This window comes from Streptomyces sp. NPDC003042, from assembly GCF_053591315.1.
Genome location: NZ_JBSFTP010000036.1, coordinates 13,878 through 36,977 on the forward strand (window position 1 = coordinate 13,878; position 23,100 = coordinate 36,977).

Here is a 23,100-nt window from a genome sequence, read left to right on the forward strand (position 1 = left end):
CCGCGTGGTGGTTGCTTCGCGTACAGCGTGTGCGGATCGGCGCACGAGCGTAAGGAGGCACTTTCATGTCACCAGGGCACACCGCGGTAACCACCCCCGCCCCCGTCGTGAGCTGCGCGGACGACTGCGGAATCCGCGACGTCCTCGACCGGCTGGGCGACAGGTGGTCCGTCCACGTCGTGGTCGAACTCGCCGCCGGAGTCCACCGCTTCAAGGAACTCCAGCGCGCGGTGGACGGCATCTCGCAGCGGATGCTCACCCTCACCGTCCGCCGCCTGGAGCGGGACGGCCTGGTCACCCGGACCGTGTACGCGACGGTGCCCCCGCAGGTCGAGTACGAGCTGACCGGCCTCGGCCACAGCCTGAGCCGCCTCGTCAAGGACCTGGCGGACTGGTCGGTCGCGCACCGCCCGCGGATCGAGGCCGCCCGCCAGGAATGGGACGCGAAGGCGGACATGCCAAGCTGAGAGGTGTGAGAGACCTTGCCGAGACCGTCGACCGAGCCTTCGCCGCCGCCCTCTACGCCCAGGACGACGCCGGGCTGGACACGGGCGCCTCGGTGCTCGCCGCCGAGCCCGCGCGCTGGGGCGAGGTCGGGCGGGAGCTGCTGGCGCGCGGGGAGGCGTACGTACGGCAGGCCTGGGAGCGGGGCTGGCAGCCGGCGGACGTGCTGCGGCTGGTGCGGCGGGACCTGGACGCGATCCACCTGCGGATCACCGAGGACGTGATCGCCGCCGAGGCGCGCCGATACGCGCGGCTCCCCGAGCGGTGGACCGGGGCCGAGGTGTGGTGGACGCGGTCCGATGACGACGCCGCGTACGCCGACCAGCTCGCGCGCCGCGAGAAGGCGGACCGGTTCACGCTGGCCACTGCCGTCCTGGAGGTCTTCCGGCTGCTGATCCGGCTGCCGTCGATCGAACCGGTGGGCCCGGTGCCGGGCGACCCGGTCGACGCGCTCGCCGGTCTGTCGGCGCATCCGCACATCGAGCCGCGCATGCTGGGCCGGATCCGCGCCCTGCTGGCGAAGGCCGAGGCGACCACCTTCCCGGAGGAGGCCGAGGCGCTCAGCGCGAAGGCCCAGGAGCTGATGGCCCGGCACACGGTGGACGAGGCGCTCCTCGCCGTGCGGGGCGGCGGTCCGGCGCAGGTCCCGGGGGCCTGCCGGATCGGGGTCGAGCCGCCGTACGAGGAGGCCAAGGCGGTGCTGCTCGACGCGGTGGCCGGGGTGAACCGCTGCCGGGCGGTGTGGAACAGCGGGTTCGAGTTCTCCACGGTGGTCGGCTTCGAGAGCGACCTGGAGGCGGTGGAGCTGCTGTACACCTCGCTGCTCGTGCAGGGGACGGCGGCCATGACCCGGGCCGAGGCCGCGCAGCGGGCCGGGGGGCGCAAGCGGACCAAGACGTTCCGCCAGTCGTTCCTGCTCGCCTACGCCAGCCGCATCGGGCGGCGGCTCGCCGAGACGGCCGAGCACACGGCGACCGAGGCGCCGGACAACCTGCCGGCGCTGGTGGCCCGGGACGTGGCGGTCACCTCGCGCGCGGAGGAGATGTTCCCCCGGACCACGACGACCCGGCTGCGCGGGGCGACCGATCACGCGGGGTGGGAGGACGGGACGGCGGCCGCCGACGCCGCGCGGGTGGGCGGGGGGCGGGGTCGGCAGGCCCTGCCGTAGCGCGGGCCCTTCGCCCCTGAGAGTGATCAGTGGAATACCGCCCGTGCACGTGCATCTGCCCGTGCAGGCGCTTATGAACAGAGCTATGATCCGGTGCAGTTGACATCTGCACTATCGGGGGCTTCCTGTGGACCACGCGTACAACGGGATGGCAGCTGCAGAACTCACTTCCTTGTATGAACTGACCTGGCAGAAGAGCAGGCACAGCAATTCCCAGGGCTCCTGCGTGGAGTTCGCCAGGCTGCCGGACGGCGACGTCGCCGTGCGCAACTCGCGTTTTCCGGACGGACCGGCGCTCGTGTACACGCCGGCCGAGATAGAGGCGCTGCTGCTGGGCGTCAAGGACGGCGAGTTCGATCACTTGATCGGCTGAGGAACGGCGCACCCATTCACGCCATGCACGTGCACTGGCCGGGATTGATCATAAAGATCAATCCCGGCCAGTGGTGTTGTTTCTCGTCGCCGCCGCGTCAGTCCTGAAGCATGCCGCGTCAGTCTTGAAGCATGCTGCGTCAGTCCTGAAGCATGAAGAGCGCCCAGACCACCTTGCCGGTCAGCCGCCCCGCGAGCGGGTGCCAGCCCCAGCTGTCGCTGTAGGAGTCCACCAGGAAGAGCCCGCGCCCGGACTCCAGGTCGCAGTTCTCGTCCGTCCGCTCCGGAGTGAACGAACCGCCCGGCCGGTCCTGGCTGGGGTCCCGCACCGCGCACACCAGCCGCGTGCTCCACCGCATCAGGTGCAGGCGTACCGCCGACGCCTCCGGCTCGCCGCCGCACGGCCGCGCGTCGTCGGGCAGGGCATGGCGAAGCGCGTTGGTGACGAGTTCGGACACGACCAGCGAGACGTCGTCGAAGCGCTCGTCCAGGCCCCACTGGGACAACGTCGACCGGGTGAACGTACGTGCGCCCCGCACCGCCTCGAAGCGGGCGGGCAGAGCGCAGGAGGCGGACCCGGAGACAGCCGTGGGGTCGACCGGGGGAAGCCCCTGCCGTAACGGCTCGAGCATGGTCGATCCATTCGTCCCCATGCGAGGCACTCCCGGGATTCGCGGACGAAGCGGCGGCTCTGTCCAAAGAGAACTGCGGGGTGGGTCCGGCGCCGGCGCGAAGAGCACGCAGGTGCGCGGGCACCATCGTTCCGAATGGCGGAGCCGGATGCAAGGGCAGATGCACGTGCACGCGCCGGACCTGTCCACTCCCGTGACGGTTCTTGCTCATTTCTTCCTACGCATCCGTACGGACTTCTTTTCCGGGCGGCCGGATTCCGTTACAGAACGAGTACGGGCAGATGCGTTTTGGTGGCAGACTGCGGCCCGGGGTTCGGGGGCCCCGCCACGCACGCGCAGACCACGCGCACATCAACGCGATGGGGAGGGCAGGACTAGTGACCGCAGAAGCCAGCGGTTCTGTGGTGCGCCGTATCCTCCTGGGCTCTCAGCTCAGGCGACTCCGAGAATCCCGCGGCATCACCCGTGAGGCGGCCGGCTACTCGATCCGCGCATCCGAATCGAAGATCAGCCGCTTGGAGTTGGGAAGGGTGAGCTTCAAGGCCAGGGACGTCGAGGACCTCCTCACGCTCTACGGGGTCACGGACGGCGCGGAGCGCGAGTCCCTGCTGGGGCTGGTCCGCGAGGCCAACGCGGCGGGCTGGTGGCACAGTTACGGAGACGTACTCCCCGGCTGGTTCCAGACGTACGTCGGCCTCGAAGGCGCCGCCTCCCTGATCCGTATCTACGAAGTCCAGTTCGTCCACGGGCTGTTGCAGACCGAGGCCTACGCCCACGCCGTCGTCAGCCGCGGCATGCCCGGCGCCGGCGCCGCCGAGATAGACCGCCGCGTCGCGCTGCGCCTGGAGCGCCAGAAGGTGCTCGTCTCCGAGAGCGCGCCGGTCTTCCACGCCGTCCTCGACGAGGCCGCGCTGCGCCGCCCCTACGGCGACCGCGACGTGATGCGCGGTCAGCTGGAACACCTGATCGACATCAGCCAGCGGCCCAACGTGCAGCTCCAGGTGATGCCGTTCTCCTTCGGCGGCCACGCGGGCGAGAGCGGCGCATTCACGCTGCTGCGCTTCCCCGAATCCGACCTCCAGGACATCGTCTATCTGGAACAGCTCACCAGCGCCCTCTACCTGGACAAAGAAGAGGAAGTGGCGCAGTACGCGCGGGCGATGGAACGGCTCCAGGCCGACTGCCCGGACCCCGACAAGACCCGCGATCTGCTCCGCGGACTGCTCCAACTGTCCTGAACCGCACGTACTATGACGTCTGATCAGTGCATGATGTCCGATCGGTCTCCGGTGCAGCGCAAGGGTGCGCGCTCGCAGTAAGGGATGGCATGTCCATATTCACCGACCTGGCTCACCAGTACATAGACGGCGAATGGCTGGCCGGCACCGGTTCGTGGGACATCATCGACGTCAACCCGTACAACGGGGAGAAGCTCGCGGCCATCACCGTGGCCACCGCCGAGCAGGTGGACCAGGCCTACCGCGCGGCCGAGCGCGCCCAGAGGGAATGGGCCGCGACCAGCCCGTACGCGAGACGTACCGTCCTCGAGCGCGCCCTGCGCATCACGGAGGAGCGCCAGAAGGAGATCGTCGAGGCGATGATCGACGAGCTCGGCGGGACCCGTCCCAAGGCCGAGTACGAGGTCCACCTCGCGATGGAGTTCATCCGCGAGGCGATCCAGCTGGCCATCCGCCCCGAGGGCCGCATCCTGCCCTCCACGGTCGAGGGCAAGGAGAACCGGGTCCAGCGCCTCCCGGTGGGCGTCGTCGCCGTGATCAGCCCCTTCAACTTCCCCTTCCTGGTGACCCTGAAGTCGGTCGCCCCGGCGCTGGCGCTGGGCAACGCGGTCCTGATCAAGCCGAACCAGAGCGCCCCGGTGTCGGGCGGCGGGATCATCGCCAAGATCTTCGAGGACGCGGGCCTGCCCGCCGGGCTGCTGAACGTACTGATCACGGACATCGCCGAGATAGGCGACGCGATCCTCACCCACCCCGTCCCCAAGGTCATCTCCTTCGCCGGTTCCGACCGCACCGGCCGGCACGTCGGCTCCGTCGCCGCCCGCCACTTCAAGCGGACCGTCCTGGAACTCAGCGGCAACAGCGCCCTGGTCGTCCTCGACGACGCCGACGTGGACTACGCGGTGGACGCCGCCGTCTTCAGCCGCTTCGTCTTCCAGGGCCAGGTCTGCATGGCGGCCAACCGGATCCTCGTCGACGCCTCCGTCGCCGAGGAGTTCACCGAGAAGTTCACGGCCCGGGTGCGCGCCCTGAAGACCGGCGACCCGCGCGAGGCCGACACCCACATCGGCCCGCTCATCAACTCCTTCCAGGCCGACGCCCTGACCGCGCTCGTGGACCGCGCCGTCGAATCCGGCGCGACGGCGCTCGTCCGCGGATCTACGCGCGGCAACCTCGTCGAGCCGACCGTGCTGGCCGGGCTGCCCGAGGACTCGCCGCTGCTGGGCCAGGAGATCTTCGGCCCGGTGGCGCTGCTCGTGGTCTTCGACGGCGAGGAGGAGGCCGTACGCATCACCAACGCCACCCCCTACGGCCTCAGTGGCGCCGTGCACACCAGGGACGTGGAGCGGGGCGTCCGCTTCGCGCGGCGCATCGAGACCGGAATGATCCACGTCAACGACTCCACCATCGGCGACGAGCCCCTGGCCGCCTTCGGCGGGGAGAAGGCCTCGGGGATGGGCCGGTTGAACGGCCGGGCCACGGTGGAGGCCTTCACCACCCAGAAGTGGATCTCGGTCCAGCACGGCCGTACGCGATTTCCCTTCTAGGAAGCCGCCTTCTAGGACAGGTGCTGACCGCATCCCCTCGTAGCGTGGTTCTCGTCAGCGGGATTCACGTACACGCAGAGGTGGTCGACCATGGCTCAGGTTTCCCAAGAGGTCCCCGGCGACGAGCGCGGCACGCTCCTCGCCTTCGTGGACGCCCAGCGCACAGCCCTGCGCGAGACGGTGCTCGAGCTGACGGAGGAACAGGCCGCGAGCCGGCCCACCGTCAGCGAGCTGTCCCTGTCCGGGCTGCTCAAGCACGTCGCCGAGGTCGAGCTGGCCTGGCTGCGGATGGCCCAGGAGGAGCCGAACGAGCGGCAGCGCACCCGGGAGACCTGGGGCGAGGCCTTCCGCCTGGTGGAGGGCGAGGGCATCCCGCAGGTCCTGGTTTTCTGGGACGACGTCGCGCGGCAGACCGCGGCCTTCATCGCCGGTGTCCCCAGCCTCGACGACACCTTCCCGCTGCCTCCGGCGCCCTGGTTCCCGGAGAACGGCAAGGCCTCGATGCGCTGGATGCTCCTGCACCTGGTGGAGGAGTTCGCCCGCCACGCGGGCCACGCGGACATCATCCGCGAATCCCTGGACGGCACCCGCGCGATGGGTTAGGAGCTGTCCGCTTGCACCTCACGTGACGTGAGGACCCACAGTGGAGGGCGTACCCAACCAGAGGAGCGGAAGGCAATGGGCTACTCCGTGGGCCAGGTCGCCGGATTCGCCGGAGTGACGGTGCGCACCCTGCACCACTACGACGAGATCGGCCTGCTCTCCCCGAGCGGCCGCAGCCGGGCCGGACACCGTCGTTACGACGACGCCGACCTCGACCGGCTGCAACGGATCCTGTTCTTCCGGGAGCTCGGCTTTCCGCTCGACGAGGTCGCGGTCCTGCTGGACGACCCGGATGCGGACCCGAGGGAGCACCTGCGCCGGCAGCACGCCCTCCTGTCCGACCGGATCGCCCGGCTCCAGCGGATGGCCAAGGCCGTGGAGCACGCCATGGAGGCGAAGAAGATGGGCATCAACCTCACGCCCGAGGAGAAGTTCGAGGTGTTCGGGGACAGGGATCCCGAGCAGTACGCGGAGGAGGTCGAGCAGCGCTGGGGCGGTACCGACGCCTACGCGCAGTCGCAGCGCCGGACCTCCTCCTACACCAAGGAGGACTGGCAGCGGATCCAGGACGAGTCGGCCGACTGGGGCAGCCGGTACGCGGCCCTCATGGACGCCGGCGAGCCCGCCGACGGCGAGCGCGCGATGGACCTGGCCGAGGAGCACCGGCAGCAGATCACCGCGCGGTTCTACGACTGCTCGTACGAGATCCACACCGGGCTCGGCGAGATGTACGTGGCGGACGAGCGGTTCAAGGAGTTCTACGACTCCGTCAAACCGGGTCTGGCGGAGCACCTGAGGGACGCGATCCTGGCCAACGCCGTCCGCAAGGCGTAGCCGAGAGCCCCGGGACGCGCCCGCGAAGTGCCTCATACCGCCCCCGCCCGGACCCTGGAACCGGGTGGGGGTCGTGTGCGTTGATAATTGAGACCGCCCCGCCCTGTCCGCGACCCCGCAGACCCCCCGATCCAGGAGAGCCCGGAACTCGTGTACACGCTTGCGCTCGGCCCTGAGTGGCTGTCCCCGGACTACCTGATCTCGGAATACGGCCTGATCGGCATCCTGGTCATCGTCTTCGCCGAATCGGGACTCTTCGCCTTCCTCCCCGGCGACTCCCTGCTGTTCACGGCGGGTCTACTCGTCGCGGACGGTCAGTACATCAAGCAGCCGCTGTGGCTGGTCTGCACCCTGATCGTGGCCGCCGCGATCATCGGTGACCAGGTCGGCTACATGATCGGCAAGTTCTTCGGCCCGAAGCTGTTCAACCGGCCGAACTCCAAGCTCTTCAAGCGCGAGAACCTCGACAAGGCGCACGAGTTCATGGACCGGCACGGACCGAAGGCCATCGTGCTGGCCCGCTTCGTGCCGATCATCCGCACCTTCGCGCCGATGGTCGCGGGCGCCGGCTCGATGAAGTACCGCACGTTCCTGACGTACAACATCATCGGTGGCATCGGCTGGGGCGCGGGTGTCACGGTCGCGGGCTACTGGCTCGGGCAGATCGAGTTCATCAAGACCAACGTCGAGCCGATCCTGGTCGGCATCGTCCTCGTCTCGGTCATCCCGGTGGTCTTCGAGGTGCTGAAGGCCCGCAAGGAGGGCAAGGCGGCCGCCCTGGCCGCCCCGGCCGAGGCCGGGACCCTGGACGACCCGCAGGCCGCCACGGGCCAGCGCGGGCGCCACGCCAAGCGCTGACGCCGCGTACGCCGCCCCGGAGACCCGAGGGTCTCCGGGGCGTTCGCGTACCCGGGACACGACGCACAGGGGCCTACGAGGGCCCTCAGAAGCCGCGCGTGCGCTTCGCCGCGCGGCGCTTGGCCGCGCTCGGCCCGCCGGGGATCCGCATGAAGAGCCGTGAGGTCTCCGAACCCAGGTTGACCCCGATGGCGATGGCGAGCGCGATGGCGGCGGCGTTCGTCAGCGAGGCCATCCCCGTCTCCAGCCGGTTCTCGGCGATCGACAGCAGCCCGTAGTACGTCGCCGAGCCGGGCAGCAGCGGCCCGATGGCCGCTGTCACGTACGGCAGGGCGGAGGCGAACCGGTAGCGCGAGAAGAGCTGCCCGAACAGGCCGACCAGCCCGGCCGCGATGGCCGTGGACGGCACCGGCGGCAGCTCGGCCACCCGCAGCGCGCCGAAGGTGGCCCAGGCGACCCCGCCGTTCAGCGTCACGATCCACACCGTGGAGCGCTCCTGCTGGAGCAGGATCGCGAAGGTGAACACCAGGACCATCGACGCGAGGATCTGGAGCACCGGCCGGTGGGGGATCTGCAGGACGTCGTCCGGGTCGGGCGTGGCGCCGAACTGGAGGCCGACGTAGAGCACCACGAGGACGCCGATGATGATCCCGATGAAGAGGTACATGACCTCCAGCAGCCGGGCGGAGGCGGTGATGTAGTAGCCGGTCAGCCCGTCCTGCACGGCCGCGACCAAGGCCCGTCCGGGCAGCAGGGCGAAGAGCCCGCCGGTGATCACGGCGGAGGCGCGGACGTCGATCTCCGCGATCTTCAGCGCCACCCCGATCGCGGCGGGGGGCATCGCGGCCACGACGAACTGGTAGAACTCCGGCAGCCCGCGCCCGGCGCAGTACCAGGCCAGCCGGTCGCCGAGCACGGCGCCGAGGGCGGCGCAGAAGAAGACGGTGACCCCGCCGCCGACCAGGATGGAGGCGGCCCCGGCGAGCAGCCCGGCGGCGGCCGTGAGGACCCAGGTGGGGTACGGGTGGCGGTTGCGGCGGATCTCGGCGAGGCGGCGGTAGGCCTCCTCCAGGGAGACCTCGACCTCGTGCGCGCTGATGTCGTCGACGAGCCGGTAGACGGCCGCGAGGCGGGTGTAGTCGGTGCCGCGGCGGCGCACGGTGCGGTTCGCCGAGACCGGGTGCTCCACCAGCGAGGGCTGGTGGGTGATGGACAGCATGGTGAAGGTGACGGTGGGCTCGCAGCGGTCGAGCCCGTAGGAGCGGGCCACGGCGAACATCGCCGCCTCCACGTCCTCGGCGCCCTCGCCGCCCGCGAGCAGCAGCTCGCCGATGCGCAGGGTGAGGTCGAGTACGCGGCCCACGGGGGGCCCGGCCTCGCTGTGCCGCTGCACCGCCTCGGCCACCGGGCGTACGTCCACCGGCATGCGCAGCATCGTGCGCATGCGGTCTTGCCAGGGGGATTCCTTCATCCGGGCGACGGGGAAGCCGCCGGGGCCGGGGGTGTGGGCCGGCGCGGCGTGCTGGGCGCTGTAGGCGGGCGGGTTCGCGAAGGCGGAGCCCTCGGGCTCGACGGGCTGCGCGGCCATCCCGTCGGGTACGGAGAACTCCGAGGTCGGCTGGTCGGCCTCCGCGGGCTCCGGGTGCGTCCCGGCCGGTTGGGTGAAGGCGCTGTGCGCCTCGTCGGACGTGGGCTTCTTGTCCTCTGCCCCGTCGGCCTCCGCCACGCGTCCTCCAGTCGTCAAGCACCTGCCGTATCAGTATGCGGAACCGTTTCCTCCCCAGCGACAACTGGGGCTCTGACCGGGAACGACTGCGGGCGGCACCCCCGCGAAGGGGGTGCCGCCCGTGATGTCAGCTACCGAGCGGAGCTCAGTGGTGGTCGCCCTGCGCCTGCAGGCGCTTGTACGAGGCCTCGATCTCGGCCTCGGCCTCGGTGCGGCCGACCCAGTTCGCGCCCTCGACCGACTTGCCGGGCTCCAGGTCCTTGTAGACCTCGAAGAAGTGCTGGATCTCCAGGCGGTCGAACTCGGACACGTGGTGGATGTCGCGCAGGTGCTCGACACGCGGGTCGGAGGCCGGCACGCACAGCAGCTTGTCGTCGCCGCCCGCCTCGTCCGTCATGCGGAACATGCCGATCGCACGGCACTTGATCAGGCAGCCCGGGAAGGTCGGCTCGTCCAGGATGACCAGCGCGTCCAGCGGGTCGCCGTCCTCGCCGAGGGTGTTCTCGACGAAGCCGTAGTCGGCCGGGTAGCTGGTCGAGGTGAAGAGGCGACGGTCCAGACGGATCCGGCCGGTCTCGTGGTCCACCTCGTACTTGTTCCGCGAACCCTTGGGGATCTCGATGGTGACGTCGAACTCCACGTCCTGCTCCTCCATGATCAGCTTCAAGCTTCGAGACTGCATTTGATTCGACTGCGTGCACGTCTTGTCGAATGGCTCGTCGGCCCAGCCCTGCCGGGGTGGGGTGCCATGCTCGCGGCAAGACGCAGTGGTTAAGTGTCCCTCACGCATATGTGTGATCGCGAAAGGGGCTGGTCCGAGGTGCCATTGATCAAGACGTGGCAGCTCATCGCGGGGTCGGCCGTCGCCGGCCTCGCCCTCTCGGCGGTGACGGTGGCCGCCGCCGGTCCCTGGGACTCGGGCCAGCGTAAGGCCGAGCGGGACAGGGCAGCCTCCTGGAGCCCGACGCGTGGCGGAGATCACGCGGCCGGGGCCCTGCCCCAGGCGGCGCCCAGCGCTCCGGGGGTGCTCCCCGGAGTCGGCCCGCACGGCGCGGACGCCGGCCGGCAGCCTCCCGTGACCGCCCCGAACGGAGCAGACGCCCTGTCCGGGATCCTGGGACCGCTGCTCGCCGACCCCGCGCTCGGGACCGTGCGTACCGCCTCGGTTGTCGACACGGCCACCGGCCGGGTGCTCTACGAGTCCGGGCCCCGCGCGGCCATGACCCCCGCGTCCACCATCAAGATCGCCACCGCGGCGGCCGCCCTGGCGGCCCTCGGCCCCGAGCACCGCATCCGCACCACCGTGGCCCCCGGCGCGGGACCCGGGCAGATCGTCCTCGTCGGCGGCGGCGACCCCTCCCTCACCGCGAAGAAGAAGAGCCCCGCCGGATCCGGCGGCAGCCTCGTCGCCCTCGCCGCCGACACCGCCCAGGCACTCAAGGCCGCCGGCACCGACAGCGTCACCCTCGGCTACGACGACTCCCTCTACACCGGCCCCGTCCGCCACCCCATCGGCCGCAACGACAACATCGCGCCCGTCACCGCCCTCACCGCCGACGAGGGCCGCCCCGACGACTCCACCTCCGGGCCCGTCGGGCGGACCGAGGACCCCTCCGGGGACACCGCCCGCGCCTTCGCCGGCCTGCTGCGCGAGCGCGGTATCAAGGTCACCGGCGAACCGGCCCGCGCCAAGGCGCCCGCCGCCGCCCAGCCCCTGGCCACCACCCTCTCCACCCCGCTCGCCGGGCTCGTCGAGCGGATGCTGACCAACAGCGACAACGACATCGCCGAGGCCCTCGCCCGCCAGACCGCCCTCGCCGCCGGGCACCCCGCCGGCTTCGAGGGCGCCGGGAAGGCCGTCTCCGAGAAGCTCGCCTCCCTCGGCGTCGACGTCACCGGCTCCCATTTCGCCGACGGCAGCGGCCTCAGCCGCGCCGACAAGGTCAGCACCCGCCTGCTCACCGACCTCCTCGCCAAGGCCGCCGATCCGCAGCGGCCCGAGCTGCGGCCCGTCCTCACCGGGCTGCCCGTCGCCGGCTTCACCGGCACCCTGCGCGGCCGCAACGCCGGCACCTCCCCGGCCGCCGGCCTGCTGCGGGCCAAGACGGGCACCCTGACCGGCGTGAACTCCCTCGCCGGAACCGTCGTCGACCCCTCCGGCCGACTGCTCGCCTTCGCCTTCCTGACCGCGAACAGTCCGGACGGCCCGGCAGCCGAGAAGGGCCTCGACAAGCTGGCCGCCGCCGTGGCGACCACACCGACGGACATCCCATAGGGGGTCCGCAGGACGGCCGGTCCACGTACGGTTGACGCATGACGAGCATCGGTGGTGCGGAGATGGTCGACTGGAACCTCGCGGTGGCGACCGCGACCCGGCTCGTACGGCCGGGTCCGGAGGTCAGCCGGGACGAGGCCCGGGAGGTGGTGGCGGAGCTGCGCCGGCACGCCCTGACCTCGGAACAGCACGTGCGCGACTTCACCCGGATGATGGCCGCGCTGCCCGACGGCGGCGCCTCCGCGCCCGACACGCCGGTCCTCGTCGTCGACCGGGCCGGCTGGATCAGGGCCAACGTGGCCGGCTTCCGCGAGCTCCTGGGCCCGCTGCTCGGCAAGCTGCAGGACCGCCGCGGCAACACCCCCGGCGGCGCGATGCTCGGCGCGGTCGGCGGCAAGGTCACCGGCGTCGAGCTGGGCATGCTGCTCAGCTTCCTGGCCTCCCGGGTGCTCGGTCAGTACGAGACCTTCGCGCCCCCCGGCCTCGACGTGATCCCGGGCTCCTCCGCGACGGGCGGCCGGCTGCTGCTCGTGGCCCCCAACATCGTGCACGTCGAGCGTGAGCTGGCGGTCGACCCGCACGACTTCCGGCTGTGGGTCTGCCTCCACGAGGAGACGCACCGTACACAGTTCACGGCCGTCCCGTGGCTGCGCGCCCACCTGGAGGGTGAAATCCAGACGTTTCTCGGCGCCACCGAGATGGACCCCTCCACCGTCCTGGAGCGGCTGCGCGAGGCCGTCCAGTCCTTCGCCGGCGCCCGCCCCGAGGCCGAGCGCGGCGACGAGAGCCGCTCGCTCGTCGAACTCGTACAGAGCCCCGAACAGCGCGAGGTGCTGGGCCGGCTCACCGCCGTCATGTCCCTCCTGGAAGGACACGCCGACTTCGTCATGGACGGGGTCGGGCCCGAGGTGGTCCCCTCCGTCGCCGAGATCCGCGAGAAGTTCCAGCAGCGCAGGGCCGCAGGTGCGGGGCGTCTCGACGCCGCCCTGCGCAAGGTGCTCGGCCTCGACGCCAAGCTCCGCCAGTACCGCGACGGCGAGCGGTTCGTCCGCGCCGTCGTCGGCGAGGTCGGCATGGACGGCTTCAACCGCGTGTGGACCTCACCGAACACACTGCCGACCAAGGCGGAGATCGCCAAGCCCGCCGACTGGGTCGCGCGGGTCCACCGCAAGGGGAGCGAAGGGAGCGAAGAAAGGTGACGCAGGGGGCGTAAACATGTCTCACTGGGGGAAGCAGCGTCACCCGTCCGAGGGACCGTGGGCCGTGGATGGGCGTGCGATGCTCAGGGAACCGCTCGGCTCTGTCACCATCGACGCACTCTGAGTGACAACCCGCTCTTTCCGGGGGCTCCTCCGTGGGGATGCCCACGGACACCGGACGGCGGGCACCGGGCAGCAGTACCGAAACACCCCACCCTCCGAGCATCCGAACTCCACGAAGGGCACCGGACATGGGTCCCCATCCTGCGGTCGCGGCGATACGCCTGGCGGTCCGCCGCGTACTCCACGACGTCCTCACCGACCTCACCCGCACCACGGCCGGCACCCCGCCACTCGTGCTCGTCGCCTGCTCCGGCGGCGCCGACTCCATGGCGCTCGCCTCCGCCCTCGCCTTCGAAGCCCCCAAGCTCGGCATCCGGGCGGGCGGCGTCACCATCGACCACGGCCTCCAGACCGGCTCCGACCTGCGCGCCGCGGAGGTCGTCACCCGCATGACCGCGCTCCGCCTCGACCCGGTGGAGTCCGTCGCCGTGCGCGTCGGCCGCGACGGCGGACCCGAGGCCGCTGCCCGCGACGCCCGCTACGCCGCCCTGGACGAGGCCGCGGACCGGCTGGGGGCCGCCGCCGTGCTGCTCGGACACACGCGTGACGACCAGGCTGAAACCGTCCTGCTGGGCCTCGCGCGCGGCTCCGGCATCCGGTCGCTCTCCGGCATGCCCGAGGTCTCGGGCGGCCCCGGCGCCCCCGGCCGTACGAACCGCTACCGCCGCCCCTTCCTCCAGATCGACCGGCAGACCGCCCGCAAGGCCTGCATGGTCCAGTCCCTCGCCGTCTGGGACGACCCGCACAACCTCGACCCCGCCTACACGCGCTCCCGGCTGCGCCACGAGGGACTGCCCGCCCTGGAGAAGGCGCTCGGCAAGGGAGTCGTCGAGGCGCTCGCCCGCACCGCCCAGCTCTCCCGCGACGACGCCGACGCCCTGGACGCCTGGGCCGCCGACGCGGAGGCCGGCGTACGCGACGAGGACGGGCGTCTGGAGTGCGCCAAGCTGTACGCGCTGCCCCCCGCCGTCCGCCGCCGGGTGCTGCGCAGGGCCGTGGTCGCGGCCGGCTCCCCCGCCGGCTCGCTCTTCGCCCGTCACATCGAGGAAGTCGACCGCCTCATCACCGGATGGCGCGGTCAGGGCGCCATCAACCTGCCCGGCCGCGTCGAGGCCCAGCGGCAGGGTGGCAGACTTGTCATTCGGCAGGGCTGATTGGTGCTGAAACACGGCTGAGTCCTCCGGGGTCGACCCCCGGAGCCCCGGCCGACAACGAAAGTGATGCGGGTGGACGAGAAGGACATGGGCAACGACCTCCAGTCGGTGCTCATCACCAAGGAAGAGATCGACGCGAAGCTGGCCGAGCTGGCCGCGAAGATCGACGCGGAGTACGCGGGCAAGGACCTGCTCATCGTCGGTGTGCTCAAGGGCGCCGTGATGGTGATGGCGGACCTGGCGCGTGCCTTGTCCACCCCGCTCACCATGGACTGGATGGCGGTGTCCTCGTACGGCGCCGGGACCCAGTCCTCGGGCGTGGTGCGGATCCTCAAGGACCTGGACACCGACATCAAGGGCAAGCACGTACTGATCGTCGAGGACATCATCGACTCGGGCCTGACCCTGTCCTGGCTGCTGTCGAACCTGGGCTCGCGCGAGCCGGCCTCCCTCAAGGTTGTCACGCTGCTGCGCAAGCCCGAGGCCGCGAAGGTCGCGATCGACGTCGAGTGGGTCGGCTTCGACATCCCGAACGAGTTCGTCGTGGGCTACGGCCTCGACTACGCGGAGAAGTACCGCAACCTGCCGTTCGTCGGCACGCTCGCCCCGCACGTCTACGGCGGCTGAACTCCCTGGTGTCCGACGTCACGGAGGTGGCGTCGACGTACTGCGTCGCCCCCGGGAACCTGGGGGCGGTTCCCGCCGTTGGAGCAGGGGAAGCAGGTCTGTCAGCCGTCCCACGAGGCCGCGGGTGACAATACAGGGGTACATTCCGAAGAACAGTCTTTACTCACAGCAGCATTTACCTACGGGCAGGAGGGACGGGGTGCCTAGCGCCCCGTATGGATGGACGTGAAGCGATACTTCCGTGGGCCGGTCATGTGGATCGTGCTGGCCGTCCTCGCCGTGGTCGTGTTGATGAACGTCGTCGGCTCCGGCGGCGGCTACAAGTCGGTGGAGACCAGCGAGGTCATCAAGGCGATCAACAGTGGCCAGGTGGACAGCGCCAAGCTGACCACCGGTGACAGCCAGATGATCAAGATCGAGCTCAAGAAGGACCAGAAGCTCGGCGACAACGACGGCACCAAGTTCCAGGCCAACTACATCGGGGATCAGGGCGTCCAGCTCGCCCAGAACCTCCAGACCAAGTACGAAGCCGGTCAGATTCCGGACGGATACTCCGTCACCCCGGACAAGACCAGCCCGTTCCTGAGCGTGCTGCTCTCGCTCCTGCCCTTCGTCCTGATCGTCGTCGTCTTCCTGTTCCTGATGAATCAGATGCAGGGTGGCGGCTCCCGGGTCATGCAGTTCGGCAAGTCCAAGGCCAAGCTGATCACCAAGGACACCCCCAAGACGACGTTCTCCGACGTCGCGGGCGCGGACGAGGCCGTCGAGGAACTCCACGAGATCAAGGAATTCCTCCAGGAGCCGGCGAAGTTCCAGGCCGTCGGCGCCAAGATCCCCAAGGGTGTGCTGCTATACGGCCCGCCCGGCACCGGAAAGACCCTGCTCGCGCGTGCCGTCGCGGGCGAGGCCGGTGTCCCCTTCTACTCGATCTCCGGCTCCGACTTCGTCGAGATGTTCGTCGGCGTCGGTGCCTCGCGTGTCCGTGACCTGTTCGAGCAGGCCAAGGCCAACGCTCCGGCGATCGTCTTCGTCGACGAGATCGACGCCGTCGGCCGGCACCGCGGTGCGGGTCTCGGCGGCGGTCACGACGAGCGTGAGCAGACCCTCAACCAGCTGCTGGTCGAGATGGACGGATTCGACGTGAAGGGCGGCGTCATCCTGATCGCCGCCACGAACCGCCCCGACATCCTCGACCCGGCGCTGCTGCGCCCGGGCCGCTTCGACCGGCAGATCGCGGTCGACCGCCCGGACATGCAGGGCCGTCTGGAGATCCTCAAGGTCCACCAGAAGGGCAAGCCGGTCGCTCCGGACGTCGACCTGGGTGCGGTTGCCCGTCGTACGCCCGGCTTCACCGGTGCCGACCTCTCCAACGTCCTGAACGAGGCGGCCCTGCTGACCGCCCGCTCGGACAAGAAGCTGGTCGACAACCACGCGCTGGACGAGGCGATCGACCGCGTCGTGGCGGGTCCGCAGAAGCGGACGCGGATCATGTCGGACAAGGAAAAGAAGATCACCGCGTACCACGAGGGCGGACACGCCCTGGTCGCGGCGGCCTCCCCGAACTCCGACCCGGTCCACAAGATCACGATCCTGTCCCGCGGCCGGGCCCTGGGTTACACCATGGTCCTGCCCGACGAGGACAAGTACTCGACCACGCGCAACGAGATGCTCGACCAGCTGGCCTACATGCTGGGCGGGCGCGCGGCCGAGGAGCTGGTCTTCCACGACCCGACGACGGGCGCGGCGAACGACATCGAGAAGGCCACCGCCACGGCGCGGGCCATGGTCACGCAGTACGGCATGACCGAGCGTCTCGGTGCGATCAAGTTCGGCGGCGACAACACCGAGCCGTTCCTGGGACGCGAGATGTCGCACCCGCGGGACTACTCGGAAGAGGTCGCGGCGCTGGTCGACGAAGAGGTCAAGAAGCTCATCGAGACCGCGCACAACGAGGCCTGGGAGATCCTGGTCGAGAACCGGGACGTCCTGGACAACCTCGTCCTCGCGCTGCTGGAGAAGGAAACGCTGAACAAGGAGCAGATCGCCGAGATCTTCTCCACGATCGTGAAGCGCCCGGCCCGCCCCGCGTGGACCGGCTCCTCCCGCCGTACCCCCTCCACCCGTCCGCCGGTGCTCTCGCCCAAGGAGCTCCTGCTGACGAACGCGGCGAACGGCACGCCGGCGGCTGCCGACGGCACGCCGGTCTCCACGGAGAAGGGCATCGAGATCGCCCCGGAGGGAAGCCCCGAGTAATCGGCGGCCCGCCCCACCCGGAATGCGTGCCGCGCCCCCCAGGTTCTAGCCTGGGGGGCGCGGCACGTTCACGTGCCGTGAGCGCGGTGCACAAAGGAACGAGGAAGAGATGACCGACCCAGTGACCCTGACCGGTGGCGAGGGCACGATCGGTGTGTTCGACGAGAAGCGCGCCGAGGCGGCGGTCCGCGAGCTGCTGATCGCGGTCGGCGAGGACCCGGACCGGGAGGGCCTCCTGGAGACCCCGGCGCGCGTGGCGCGGGCGTACCGGGAGATTCTGGGCGGTTTGCGCCAGAAGCCCGAGGAAGTCCTGACGACGGTGTTCGACCTCGGGCACGATGAGCTGGTCCTGGTGAAGGACATTGAAATCGTTTCTTTGTGCGAGCATCACCTGCTGCCGTTCCACGGCGTAGCCCATGTGGGGTACATACCGGCGGAGTCCGGCAAGATCACGGGCCTGTCCAAGCTAGCGCGTCTCGTGGATGTCTTCGCCCGACGTCCACAGGTTCAGGAACGTCTCACGACGCAGATATCCGACTCCCTCATGGAAATTCTTGAGGCCCGTGGGGCGATCGTCGTGATCGAGGCGGAGCACATGTGCATGTCGGTCCGCGGCATCCGCAAGCCCGGTGCCAAGACCATCACCTCGGCCGTACGGGGCCAGCTCCGCGACCCCGCGACCCGCAACGAGGCGATGAGCCTCATCATCGCCCGCTAGCCGGTGGACCCAGGGGGCGCCGACGGCGGCTGGGAGCCGCTGAGCGAGGACGTCCGCCGGTGCCCGGACGTACTGCCGGCCGGCGATGCGGACGATCGCCCCGGCTACCGGGCGCGGATCCCGCACGCTCGGACGCACCACGGGCAGTGTGCGTGTCCCCGCGTCCACCCGCGCGTGGACGCGGACCTCGTGGCGGCGGCCGCGCCGGGCCGGGACGGGAGCCCGGTGGTGAGCGCCTGGAGGCGCACTGAGCCCCCGGACCCGGTCGGGCGGCTACGCCGTGGCGGTGGCCTTGCCCGGGTCTTCGTCCTCCGGGAGTTTGAGGACGTGCTCCAGGAAGAGGGCGGCCGCGATGACGGCCGCGCCCGCCAGGACCGAGCCGCCGGCGTACCAGGCCTGGTCGCGGCGGGCGGGGACGTCGAGGGCGTCGGTCAGCAGGAAGACGCCGACGCCGCCGTACATGCCCGCCACCAGCGCCGCGACCAGGGCACTGGCCTGGCCGAACACCACCGCGCGGGCCGCCATCAGCGGATCCACGCCCTTCGCCCCCGGCCGGCGCTCGCGCTGGGCCTTGAGGCGGGCGCGCATCGACAGGGCGGTGGCGAACAGCACGGCCGCGATGAGCGCCAGCACGATCGGCGCGGCCAGCGGCACGCCCGGCAGGGTGCCGTAGGTGTTCCAGAGGCGGGCGCCCGCCCAGGACAGGATCCCGGCGATGACGAAGATGCCCGCCAGAACCGCCGGCCTCAGTTGCTTCACTTGCCCGTTCCCCACTCTGTCGACCAGTAGCAGGGTAACGACTACTCCGGCAGGCGGAGTTCCAGGTCCGGGCGCGCCGTGATGCCGGTGAGGCCGATTCCGGCCAGCAGGGCGGCGACGGGTCCGTGGCCGGGGAGCTGGGCCGCGGGGTCGATGTCGTTCCACGGGGCCAGCACGAAGGCCCGCTGGTGGGCCCGGGGGTGCGGGAGGGTGAGGACGGGGTCGTCGGAGACCACGTCGGCGTACGCGACGATGTCGACGTCGATCGTGCGCGGGCCCCAGCGCTCCTCGCGGACGCGGTCGAAGGCCTCTTCGATGGCCTGCCCGCGCTCCAGGAGCGAGGACGGCGGCAGGGTGGTCTTCACCGAGACGACCGCGTTGAAGTACGCGGGCTGCGAGCCGGGCTCGACGCCCCACGGCTCGGTCTCGTAGACGGGGGAGACGGCCTTGACCCGCAGGCCGGGGGTGTCGCCGAGGGCGTCGATGGCGCCCTGGAGGGTCTCCAGGCGGTTGCCGAGGTTGGCGCCGAGCGCGACGACGGCCCATTTGGGGTTGGAGAGCGTGACGTCCGCCGCGTCGACCGCCTCGACGACGGAGGCGGGTACCGGCTGGACGGTGGGGTCGCTCTGGGTGTTCAGTCCGTTGTTCATGCGCGGCTCCGGGTGATCGTGATGGTCACGTCGTCGAAGGGGACGGTGATGGGCGCGTCCGGCTTGTGGACGACGACCTCCACCTGTGCCACCGCTTCGTGCTTGAGGCACTGCTGGGCGATCCGCTCGGCGAGCGTCTCGATCAGGTCGACGGGCTCACCCTGGACCACGTCGACGACCTCCTCGGCGACGACCCCGTAGTGCACGGTCTTGGCCAGGTCGTCGTCGGCCGCCGCGGGACGGGTGTCGATGTGCAGCACGAGGTCGACGATGAAGGTCTGGCCTTCTTCGCGCTCCCGGGGGAAGACGCCGTGGTGTCCGCGAGCCTTGAGGCCGCGCAGCGAGACACGATCCACGCGAATCACTCCTGCTTTCGTAGGTACTTCCGGTCCCGGGGCTCCCCGGGGCCATGGGCCTACGCCGAGTGCGGTCGGCGTCGTCCGCCTTCGAATTTACCTGCGAAAAACCTTCTGCCCCGCCCTTGGGGTCACTCGGTGTCCTCTTCGTCCTCGTCTTCGGAGTCGGTGAGGACCGGAGAACCGTGGTGGGACCAGAGCCGCCACCCCTCCGGTGTGCGTCGGAACACATTCGTGGCGACGACCCGCTGGCCGACGAGCGGGCCCAGCTCCCCGCCATCCTCGGCGGGGCCGCCGCTGAGGATGTTCTCGGTGCACGTCACGAGCGCGGTGTCGCCTATGAGCGCGACCTTGGTGTCGGTGAGGAAGAACTGGATGTACTCGGTGTGGGACATGATCAGCGCGTACGAGCGCAGCACCTCGCCCCGCCCCGAGAGCACCGGCCAGCCCGGGTGCACGCAGGAGATCTCGTCTTCGAGCCAGAGCGCCGACAGCGCGTCGAAGTCCCCCTGCTCCATGGCCTCGTAGAAGGCCGCGTTGACCTCTTCGACGGCTTCGATGTCGGTACGGCTCACCGTGCCCCTTCCCTGGTGGTGACGGTCCCGCCTGTCGACGGGATCACAGTGCCCCTTCCACGGCGCGGGCCACCCGAACCGCGTCCGCGGTGGCCCGTACCTCGTGCACCCGTACGGCCCAGGCGCCCTCGTGGGCGGCGATGGCCGAGACGGCGGCCGTGGCGGCGTCCCGCTCGCGGGCCGGCGGCGGGGCGGTGTCGTCGGCGCCCGCCAGGACCCGGCCGAGGAAGCGCTTCCGAGAGGCGGCGACCAGCAGTGGGAAGCCGAGGGCGCGCAGGTCGCGGAGGTGGGCGACCAGGGCCAGGTCGTGCGCGGCGTTCTTGGCGAAGCCGAGGCCGGGGTCGACCACGAGCCGCTCGGGGGCGATGCCGCCGGCGACGACCGCGTCGATGCGGGCCCGCAGCTCGGCGGTGACCTCGGCGACCACGTCGTCGTAGACCGCGAGGCGGTTCATGCCCTCGCTGAAGCCGCGCCAGTGCATGACCACGAAGGGCACTTCGGCGGCTGCCACGGCGGGGATCATGCCGGGGTCGGCGAGGCCGCCGCTGACGTCGTTGACCAGCGCCGCGCCGGCCGCGACGGCCTGGGCGGCGACGGCCGCGCGCATGGTGTCGACGGAGACGGTGACCCCTTCGGAGGCCAGGCCGCGCACGACGGGCACGACCCGGCGCAGCTCCTCCTCGGCGTCGACCCGCGAGGCGCCGGGGCGGGTGGATTCGCCGCCGACGTCGACGAGGTCGGCGCCCTGGGCGACGAGGTCGAGGCCGCGCTTGACGGCCGCCGTCGTGTCGAACCAGCGGCCGCCGTCGGAGAAGGAGTCGGGGGTGACGTTGACGACGCCCATGACCGCGCAGCGGTCCCACTCGGGCAGACCCGTCACCCGGCCCCTGGCGGCTGCTCCGCGGTTGGTGTTCATGGGTCCAAGGGTAGAGCCCTTGCCCTGGCCGGGCGGTGTACGGGGCTGCCCCGGCCGGCAGGCATGGCGACGGTCAGGCCTCCGGCCGGTAGTGCCGGTGCCCGGTCCTGGCGGCCGGGTCGGTCAGCGGCCCGCGGGGTCAGGCCACCTGGCATTCGCGTTCCGGCTGGGGCGGGACCGGGGTCGGGGTCGGGGTCGGGGCAGGGGCGTGGGCGCAGGTGCGGACCGGCTTGGGGCGGCGGCGGTTGGAGAACAGCCGGGGCAGGGCCAGCGTCACGAAGCCCTCGGCCTGCATCGCGGCGAAACCGATGCGCGGCAGGTCGCGGGTCTGGCGGAAGACCACGAAGCGGGGCTCCCAGCGGGGGCGGAACTTCGCGTTGAACTTGTAGAGCGACTCGATCTGGAACCAGCGCGACAGGAAGACCAACAGGTTGCGCCACATCCGCAGCACCGGCCCGGCGCCGATCTTCTCGCCGCGGGCGAGGGCCGAGCGGAACATCGCGAAGTTCAGCGAGACCTTCTCGATCTTCAGCGCGGGGGCCGCCTCCAGGGAGGCCACGATCAGGAGCTCGTTCATGCCGGGGTCGGCGGCGCGGTCGCGGCGCATCAGTTCCAGCGACATGCCGTCGGCGCCCCACGGGACGAAGTGCAGGACGGCCTTCAGGTCGCCGAAGGGGCTGGTGTCGCCCTCCTCCACGCGGTGTGCGGTGGCGATGAAGCAGTCGCCGTCGCCGGGGTCGCCGACCCGGCCCAGCGCCATGGAGAAGCCGCGCTCGGTGTCGGTGCCGCGCCACGCGTCGGCGGCGCCTCGTACCTGCTCCAGCTCGGTCTCGGTGAGCTCGCTGACGCGGCGGACCTTGGTGGTGTAGCCGTTGCGTTCGATGCGCTTCACCATCTGGCGGACATTGCGCATGGCGCGGCCCGAGAGGGAGAAGTCTTTGACATCGACGATCGCCTCGTCACCCAGTTCCAGGGCGTCCAGCCCGGTCTCGCGGGTCCAGACCTCGCCGCCGGTCTCGCTGCACCCCATGACGGCCGGGGTCCACGAGTGGGCCTTGGCCTCCTCCATGAACCGCTCGATGGCGCCGGGCCAGGCCTCGACGTCGCCGATGGGGTCGCCGGAGGCGAGCATCACGCCGGAGACGACGCGGTAGGTGACGGCGGCCTTGCCGCTGGGGGAGAAGACGACGGCCTTGTCGCGGCGGAGCGCGAAGTGGCCCAGGGAGTCGCGGCCGCCGTGCTTGGCGAGCAGCTCGCGCAGCTTGCCCTCGTCGTCGGCGGTGAGCCGGGCGGCGGGGTGCTCGGGCCGGAAGGCCAGGTAGATGGTGGTGAGGGCGGTGAGCATGCCGAGGGCGCCGAGGGAGTAGCCGACGGTCCAGGAGACGCGGCCGGCGTAGGCGACGGGTCCCTCGAAGCCGAAGAGGCCGTAGACGACGTGCGTGATCTGCTCGTACAGGCTCGGGCTGCCGACCACCTTGTTCGGGTGGACGTTGACGATGACGAGGCCGAGGCCGATGGAGCCGGCGCTCATCAGGACGAAGTTCGCGAGTGCCTTCCAGCGGCTGCGCGGGTCCGGCAGTGCCTTGAATTCGCTCTGGTGGACCAGCAGCAGTGCGAGCAGCACCGCTCCGATGACCACCCCGGTGATCGAGTGCCGGTACGCGAACTGCGCGGCGGCGCCCGCGGGCAGCAGGACGACGGCCGCCCGCCAGGCCCGGCGCTTGCGGCGCTTGAGGCCGTGGGCGAGCAACAGGAGCAGCACGCCCGCGCTGATGGCCAGGGCCGCCGCGAAGGGGCCCAGGGAGAACGGCAGCACTTCGGTGACCGCGTGGATCCGGCTGTGCCGGAAGCGGGGGAACACCCCTGCCGCGATGTCCAGAAGGCCGACGATCATGACGGCCGTACCTACCAGCCCGGGCACCGACTCCGGCTGTGGGCCGCGGAGGATTCGGCGGACCCTGCTCGGAACCTGCCCCGACTTATCGCCATCTATCCTGCTAGACATCGCTTCCC

22 protein-coding genes and 1 pseudogene are annotated in these 23,100 nt (G+C 70.8%); 14 read left to right on the plus strand and 9 right to left on the minus strand.

Going from position 1 to position 23,100, the window contains the following annotated elements; genetic code table 11:
• Positions 1–65: 65 nt before the first annotated feature.
• The 3 genes from ACWDYJ_RS19045 to ACWDYJ_RS19055 all read left to right on the plus strand — a co-directional run bounded on the left by ACWDYJ_RS19045 (position 66) and on the right by ACWDYJ_RS19055 (position 2,045).
• A complete protein-coding gene (locus tag ACWDYJ_RS19045; RefSeq protein ID WP_451566720.1) occupies positions 66–467 on the plus strand; it encodes a winged helix-turn-helix transcriptional regulator in 402 nt (133 codons plus the stop codon).
• Positions 437–1,672 carry a DUF2786 domain-containing protein gene (locus ACWDYJ_RS19050; RefSeq protein ID WP_451566721.1) on the plus strand — a complete coding sequence of 412 codons (1,236 nt, stop codon included), beginning with the start codon at positions 437–439 and terminating at the stop codon, positions 1,670–1,672. Before ACWDYJ_RS19045 ends, ACWDYJ_RS19050 begins: the two co-directional genes overlap by 31 nt.
• A gap of 127 nt (positions 1,673–1,799) precedes the next feature.
• Positions 1,800–2,045, plus strand: a complete 246-nt coding sequence (locus ACWDYJ_RS19055) for a DUF397 domain-containing protein (RefSeq protein WP_451566722.1) — start codon at positions 1,800–1,802, stop codon at positions 2,043–2,045.
• Positions 2,046–2,184: 139 nt separating this feature from the next.
• On the opposite strand, the gene ACWDYJ_RS19060 is transcribed toward ACWDYJ_RS19055, so the two are convergent.
• Positions 2,185–2,676, minus strand: a complete 492-nt coding sequence (locus ACWDYJ_RS19060) for an ATP-binding protein (protein ID WP_451566723.1) — start codon at positions 2,674–2,676, stop codon at positions 2,185–2,187.
• A gap of 359 nt (positions 2,677–3,035) precedes the next feature.
• Here ACWDYJ_RS19060 and ACWDYJ_RS19065 point away from each other — a divergent pair, with 359 nt between their 5' ends.
• From ACWDYJ_RS19065 to ACWDYJ_RS19085, 5 genes and pseudogenes are all read left to right on the plus strand, one after another.
• On the plus strand, positions 3,036–3,914 hold the full coding sequence (locus ACWDYJ_RS19065; protein ID WP_451566724.1) for a helix-turn-helix domain-containing protein: 879 nt from the start codon (positions 3,036–3,038) through the stop codon (positions 3,912–3,914).
• Positions 3,915–4,003: 89 nt separating this feature from the next.
• Entirely contained in the window at positions 4,004–5,461 is a 1,458-nt protein-coding gene (locus ACWDYJ_RS19070) for an aldehyde dehydrogenase family protein (protein WP_451566725.1), read from the plus strand.
• Between the two features lie 90 nt (positions 5,462–5,551).
• Positions 5,552–6,064, plus strand: coding sequence for a DinB family protein (locus ACWDYJ_RS19075; RefSeq protein ID WP_451566726.1), 513 nt, complete (start codon positions 5,552–5,554; stop codon positions 6,062–6,064).
• 75 nt (positions 6,065–6,139) lie between these two features.
• Positions 6,140–6,898: a MerR family transcriptional regulator gene (locus ACWDYJ_RS19080; RefSeq protein WP_451566727.1), complete on the plus strand. Its 759-nt coding sequence runs from the start codon at positions 6,140–6,142 to the stop codon at positions 6,896–6,898.
• A 150-nt stretch (positions 6,899–7,048) separates the two neighbouring features.
• Positions 7,049–7,687, plus strand: a pseudogene (locus ACWDYJ_RS19085) (VTT domain-containing protein); the annotation flags it as partial.
• Between the two features lie 154 nt (positions 7,688–7,841).
• On the opposite strand, the gene ACWDYJ_RS19090 reads toward ACWDYJ_RS19085, so the two are convergent.
• Both ACWDYJ_RS19090 and ACWDYJ_RS19095 read right to left on the minus strand, forming a co-directional pair.
• Complete coding sequence (locus ACWDYJ_RS19090) at positions 7,842–9,482, minus strand: threonine/serine ThrE exporter family protein (protein ID WP_451566728.1); 1,641 nt, start codon at positions 9,480–9,482, stop codon at positions 7,842–7,844.
• Between the two features lie 145 nt (positions 9,483–9,627).
• Complete coding sequence (locus tag ACWDYJ_RS19095; protein ID WP_215021489.1) at positions 9,628–10,122, minus strand: inorganic diphosphatase; 495 nt, start codon at positions 10,120–10,122, stop codon at positions 9,628–9,630.
• A 150-nt stretch (positions 10,123–10,272) separates the two neighbouring features.
• Here ACWDYJ_RS19095 and dacB point away from each other — a divergent pair, with 150 nt between their 5' ends.
• The 6 genes from dacB to folE all read left to right on the plus strand — a co-directional run bounded on the left by dacB (position 10,273) and on the right by folE (position 17,831).
• Complete coding sequence (dacB, locus tag ACWDYJ_RS19100) at positions 10,273–11,757, plus strand: D-alanyl-D-alanine carboxypeptidase/D-alanyl-D-alanine endopeptidase (RefSeq protein ID WP_451566729.1); 1,485 nt, start codon at positions 10,273–10,275, stop codon at positions 11,755–11,757.
• 38 nt (positions 11,758–11,795) lie between these two features.
• Positions 11,796–12,956: a zinc-dependent metalloprotease gene (locus tag ACWDYJ_RS19105; protein ID WP_451566730.1), complete on the plus strand. Its 1,161-nt coding sequence runs from the start codon at positions 11,796–11,798 to the stop codon at positions 12,954–12,956.
• A gap of 251 nt (positions 12,957–13,207) precedes the next feature.
• Positions 13,208–14,233 (plus strand): tRNA lysidine(34) synthetase TilS, encoded by a 1,026-nt coding sequence (gene tilS / locus ACWDYJ_RS19110; protein ID WP_451566731.1) that lies wholly within the window; start codon positions 13,208–13,210, stop codon positions 14,231–14,233.
• A gap of 66 nt (positions 14,234–14,299) precedes the next feature.
• The gene (hpt, locus tag ACWDYJ_RS19115; protein ID WP_385006947.1) at positions 14,300–14,860 is read left to right on the plus strand and encodes a hypoxanthine phosphoribosyltransferase; all 561 of its coding nucleotides are present in this window, start codon (positions 14,300–14,302) and stop codon (positions 14,858–14,860) included.
• A 219-nt stretch (positions 14,861–15,079) separates the two neighbouring features.
• Complete coding sequence (ftsH, locus tag ACWDYJ_RS19120) at positions 15,080–17,113, plus strand: ATP-dependent zinc metalloprotease FtsH (protein ID WP_451566732.1); 2,034 nt, start codon at positions 15,080–15,082, stop codon at positions 17,111–17,113.
• Positions 17,114–17,222: 109 nt separating this feature from the next.
• Positions 17,223–17,831 (plus strand): GTP cyclohydrolase I FolE, encoded by a 609-nt coding sequence (gene folE / locus ACWDYJ_RS19125; protein ID WP_451566733.1) that lies wholly within the window; start codon positions 17,223–17,225, stop codon positions 17,829–17,831.
• A 273-nt stretch (positions 17,832–18,104) separates the two neighbouring features.
• Here the strand turns inward: folE and ACWDYJ_RS19130 are convergent, their stop codons facing one another.
• From ACWDYJ_RS19130 to ACWDYJ_RS19155, 6 genes are all read right to left on the minus strand, one after another.
• Entirely contained in the window at positions 18,105–18,590 is a 486-nt protein-coding gene (locus ACWDYJ_RS19130) for a DUF3180 domain-containing protein (RefSeq protein ID WP_451566734.1), read from the minus strand.
• Between the two features lie 41 nt (positions 18,591–18,631).
• The gene (gene folK / locus ACWDYJ_RS19135; protein ID WP_451566735.1) at positions 18,632–19,240 is read right to left on the minus strand and encodes a 2-amino-4-hydroxy-6-hydroxymethyldihydropteridine diphosphokinase; all 609 of its coding nucleotides are present in this window, start codon (positions 19,238–19,240) and stop codon (positions 18,632–18,634) included.
• The gene (folB, locus tag ACWDYJ_RS19140; protein ID WP_267723076.1) at positions 19,237–19,596 is read right to left on the minus strand and encodes a dihydroneopterin aldolase; all 360 of its coding nucleotides are present in this window, start codon (positions 19,594–19,596) and stop codon (positions 19,237–19,239) included. Before folB ends, folK begins: the two co-directional genes overlap by 4 nt.
• 131 nt (positions 19,597–19,727) lie before the next feature.
• Positions 19,728–20,171, minus strand: coding sequence for a nuclear transport factor 2 family protein (locus tag ACWDYJ_RS19145; RefSeq protein ID WP_451566736.1), 444 nt, complete (start codon positions 20,169–20,171; stop codon positions 19,728–19,730).
• Positions 20,172–20,214: 43 nt separating this feature from the next.
• Complete coding sequence (folP, locus tag ACWDYJ_RS19150) at positions 20,215–21,087, minus strand: dihydropteroate synthase (protein ID WP_451566737.1); 873 nt, start codon at positions 21,085–21,087, stop codon at positions 20,215–20,217.
• Between the two features lie 139 nt (positions 21,088–21,226).
• Positions 21,227–23,092 carry a phosphatidylglycerol lysyltransferase domain-containing protein gene (locus ACWDYJ_RS19155; RefSeq protein WP_451566738.1) on the minus strand — a complete coding sequence of 622 codons (1,866 nt, stop codon included), beginning with the start codon at positions 23,090–23,092 and terminating at the stop codon, positions 21,227–21,229.
• Between the last annotated feature and the right edge of the window lie 8 nt (positions 23,093–23,100).

What these genes read in the sequence shown, in the direction of transcription:
- dacB (WP_451566729.1), top strand. Translation starts at nt 10,273, where the DNA reads ATGTGTGATCGCGAAAGGGGCTGGTCCGAGGTGCCATTGATCAAGACG.
- ACWDYJ_RS19080 (WP_451566727.1), top strand. Translation starts at nt 6,140, where the DNA reads ATGGGCTACTCCGTGGGCCAGGTCGCCGGATTCGCCGGAGTGACGGTG.
- ACWDYJ_RS19045 (WP_451566720.1), top strand. Translation starts at nt 66, where the DNA reads ATGTCACCAGGGCACACCGCGGTAACCACCCCCGCCCCCGTCGTGAGC.
- tilS (WP_451566731.1), top strand. Translation starts at nt 13,208, where the DNA reads ATGGGTCCCCATCCTGCGGTCGCGGCGATACGCCTGGCGGTCCGCCGC.
- ACWDYJ_RS19075 (WP_451566726.1), top strand. Translation starts at nt 5,552, where the DNA reads ATGGCTCAGGTTTCCCAAGAGGTCCCCGGCGACGAGCGCGGCACGCTC.
- ACWDYJ_RS19050 (WP_451566721.1), top strand. Translation starts at nt 437, where the DNA reads ATGGGACGCGAAGGCGGACATGCCAAGCTGAGAGGTGTGAGAGACCTT.
- folP (WP_451566737.1), bottom strand. Translation starts at nt 21,087, where the DNA reads ATGAACACCAACCGCGGAGCAGCCGCCAGGGGCCGGGTGACGGGTCTG.
- ACWDYJ_RS19105 (WP_451566730.1), top strand. Translation starts at nt 11,796, where the DNA reads ATGACGAGCATCGGTGGTGCGGAGATGGTCGACTGGAACCTCGCGGTG.
- ACWDYJ_RS19155 (WP_451566738.1), bottom strand. Translation starts at nt 23,092, where the DNA reads ATGTCTAGCAGGATAGATGGCGATAAGTCGGGGCAGGTTCCGAGCAGG.
- ACWDYJ_RS19060 (WP_451566723.1), bottom strand. Translation starts at nt 2,676, where the DNA reads ATGCTCGAGCCGTTACGGCAGGGGCTTCCCCCGGTCGACCCCACGGCT.
- ACWDYJ_RS19065 (WP_451566724.1), top strand. Translation starts at nt 3,036, where the DNA reads ATGGGGAGGGCAGGACTAGTGACCGCAGAAGCCAGCGGTTCTGTGGTG.
- folK (WP_451566735.1), bottom strand. Translation starts at nt 19,240, where the DNA reads ATGAACAACGGACTGAACACCCAGAGCGACCCCACCGTCCAGCCGGTA.
- folE (WP_451566733.1), top strand. Translation starts at nt 17,223, where the DNA reads ATGACCGACCCAGTGACCCTGACCGGTGGCGAGGGCACGATCGGTGTG.
- ftsH (WP_451566732.1), top strand. Translation starts at nt 15,080, where the DNA reads ATGGACGTGAAGCGATACTTCCGTGGGCCGGTCATGTGGATCGTGCTG.
- ACWDYJ_RS19070 (WP_451566725.1), top strand. Translation starts at nt 4,004, where the DNA reads ATGTCCATATTCACCGACCTGGCTCACCAGTACATAGACGGCGAATGG.
- hpt (WP_385006947.1), top strand. Translation starts at nt 14,300, where the DNA reads ATGCGGGTGGACGAGAAGGACATGGGCAACGACCTCCAGTCGGTGCTC.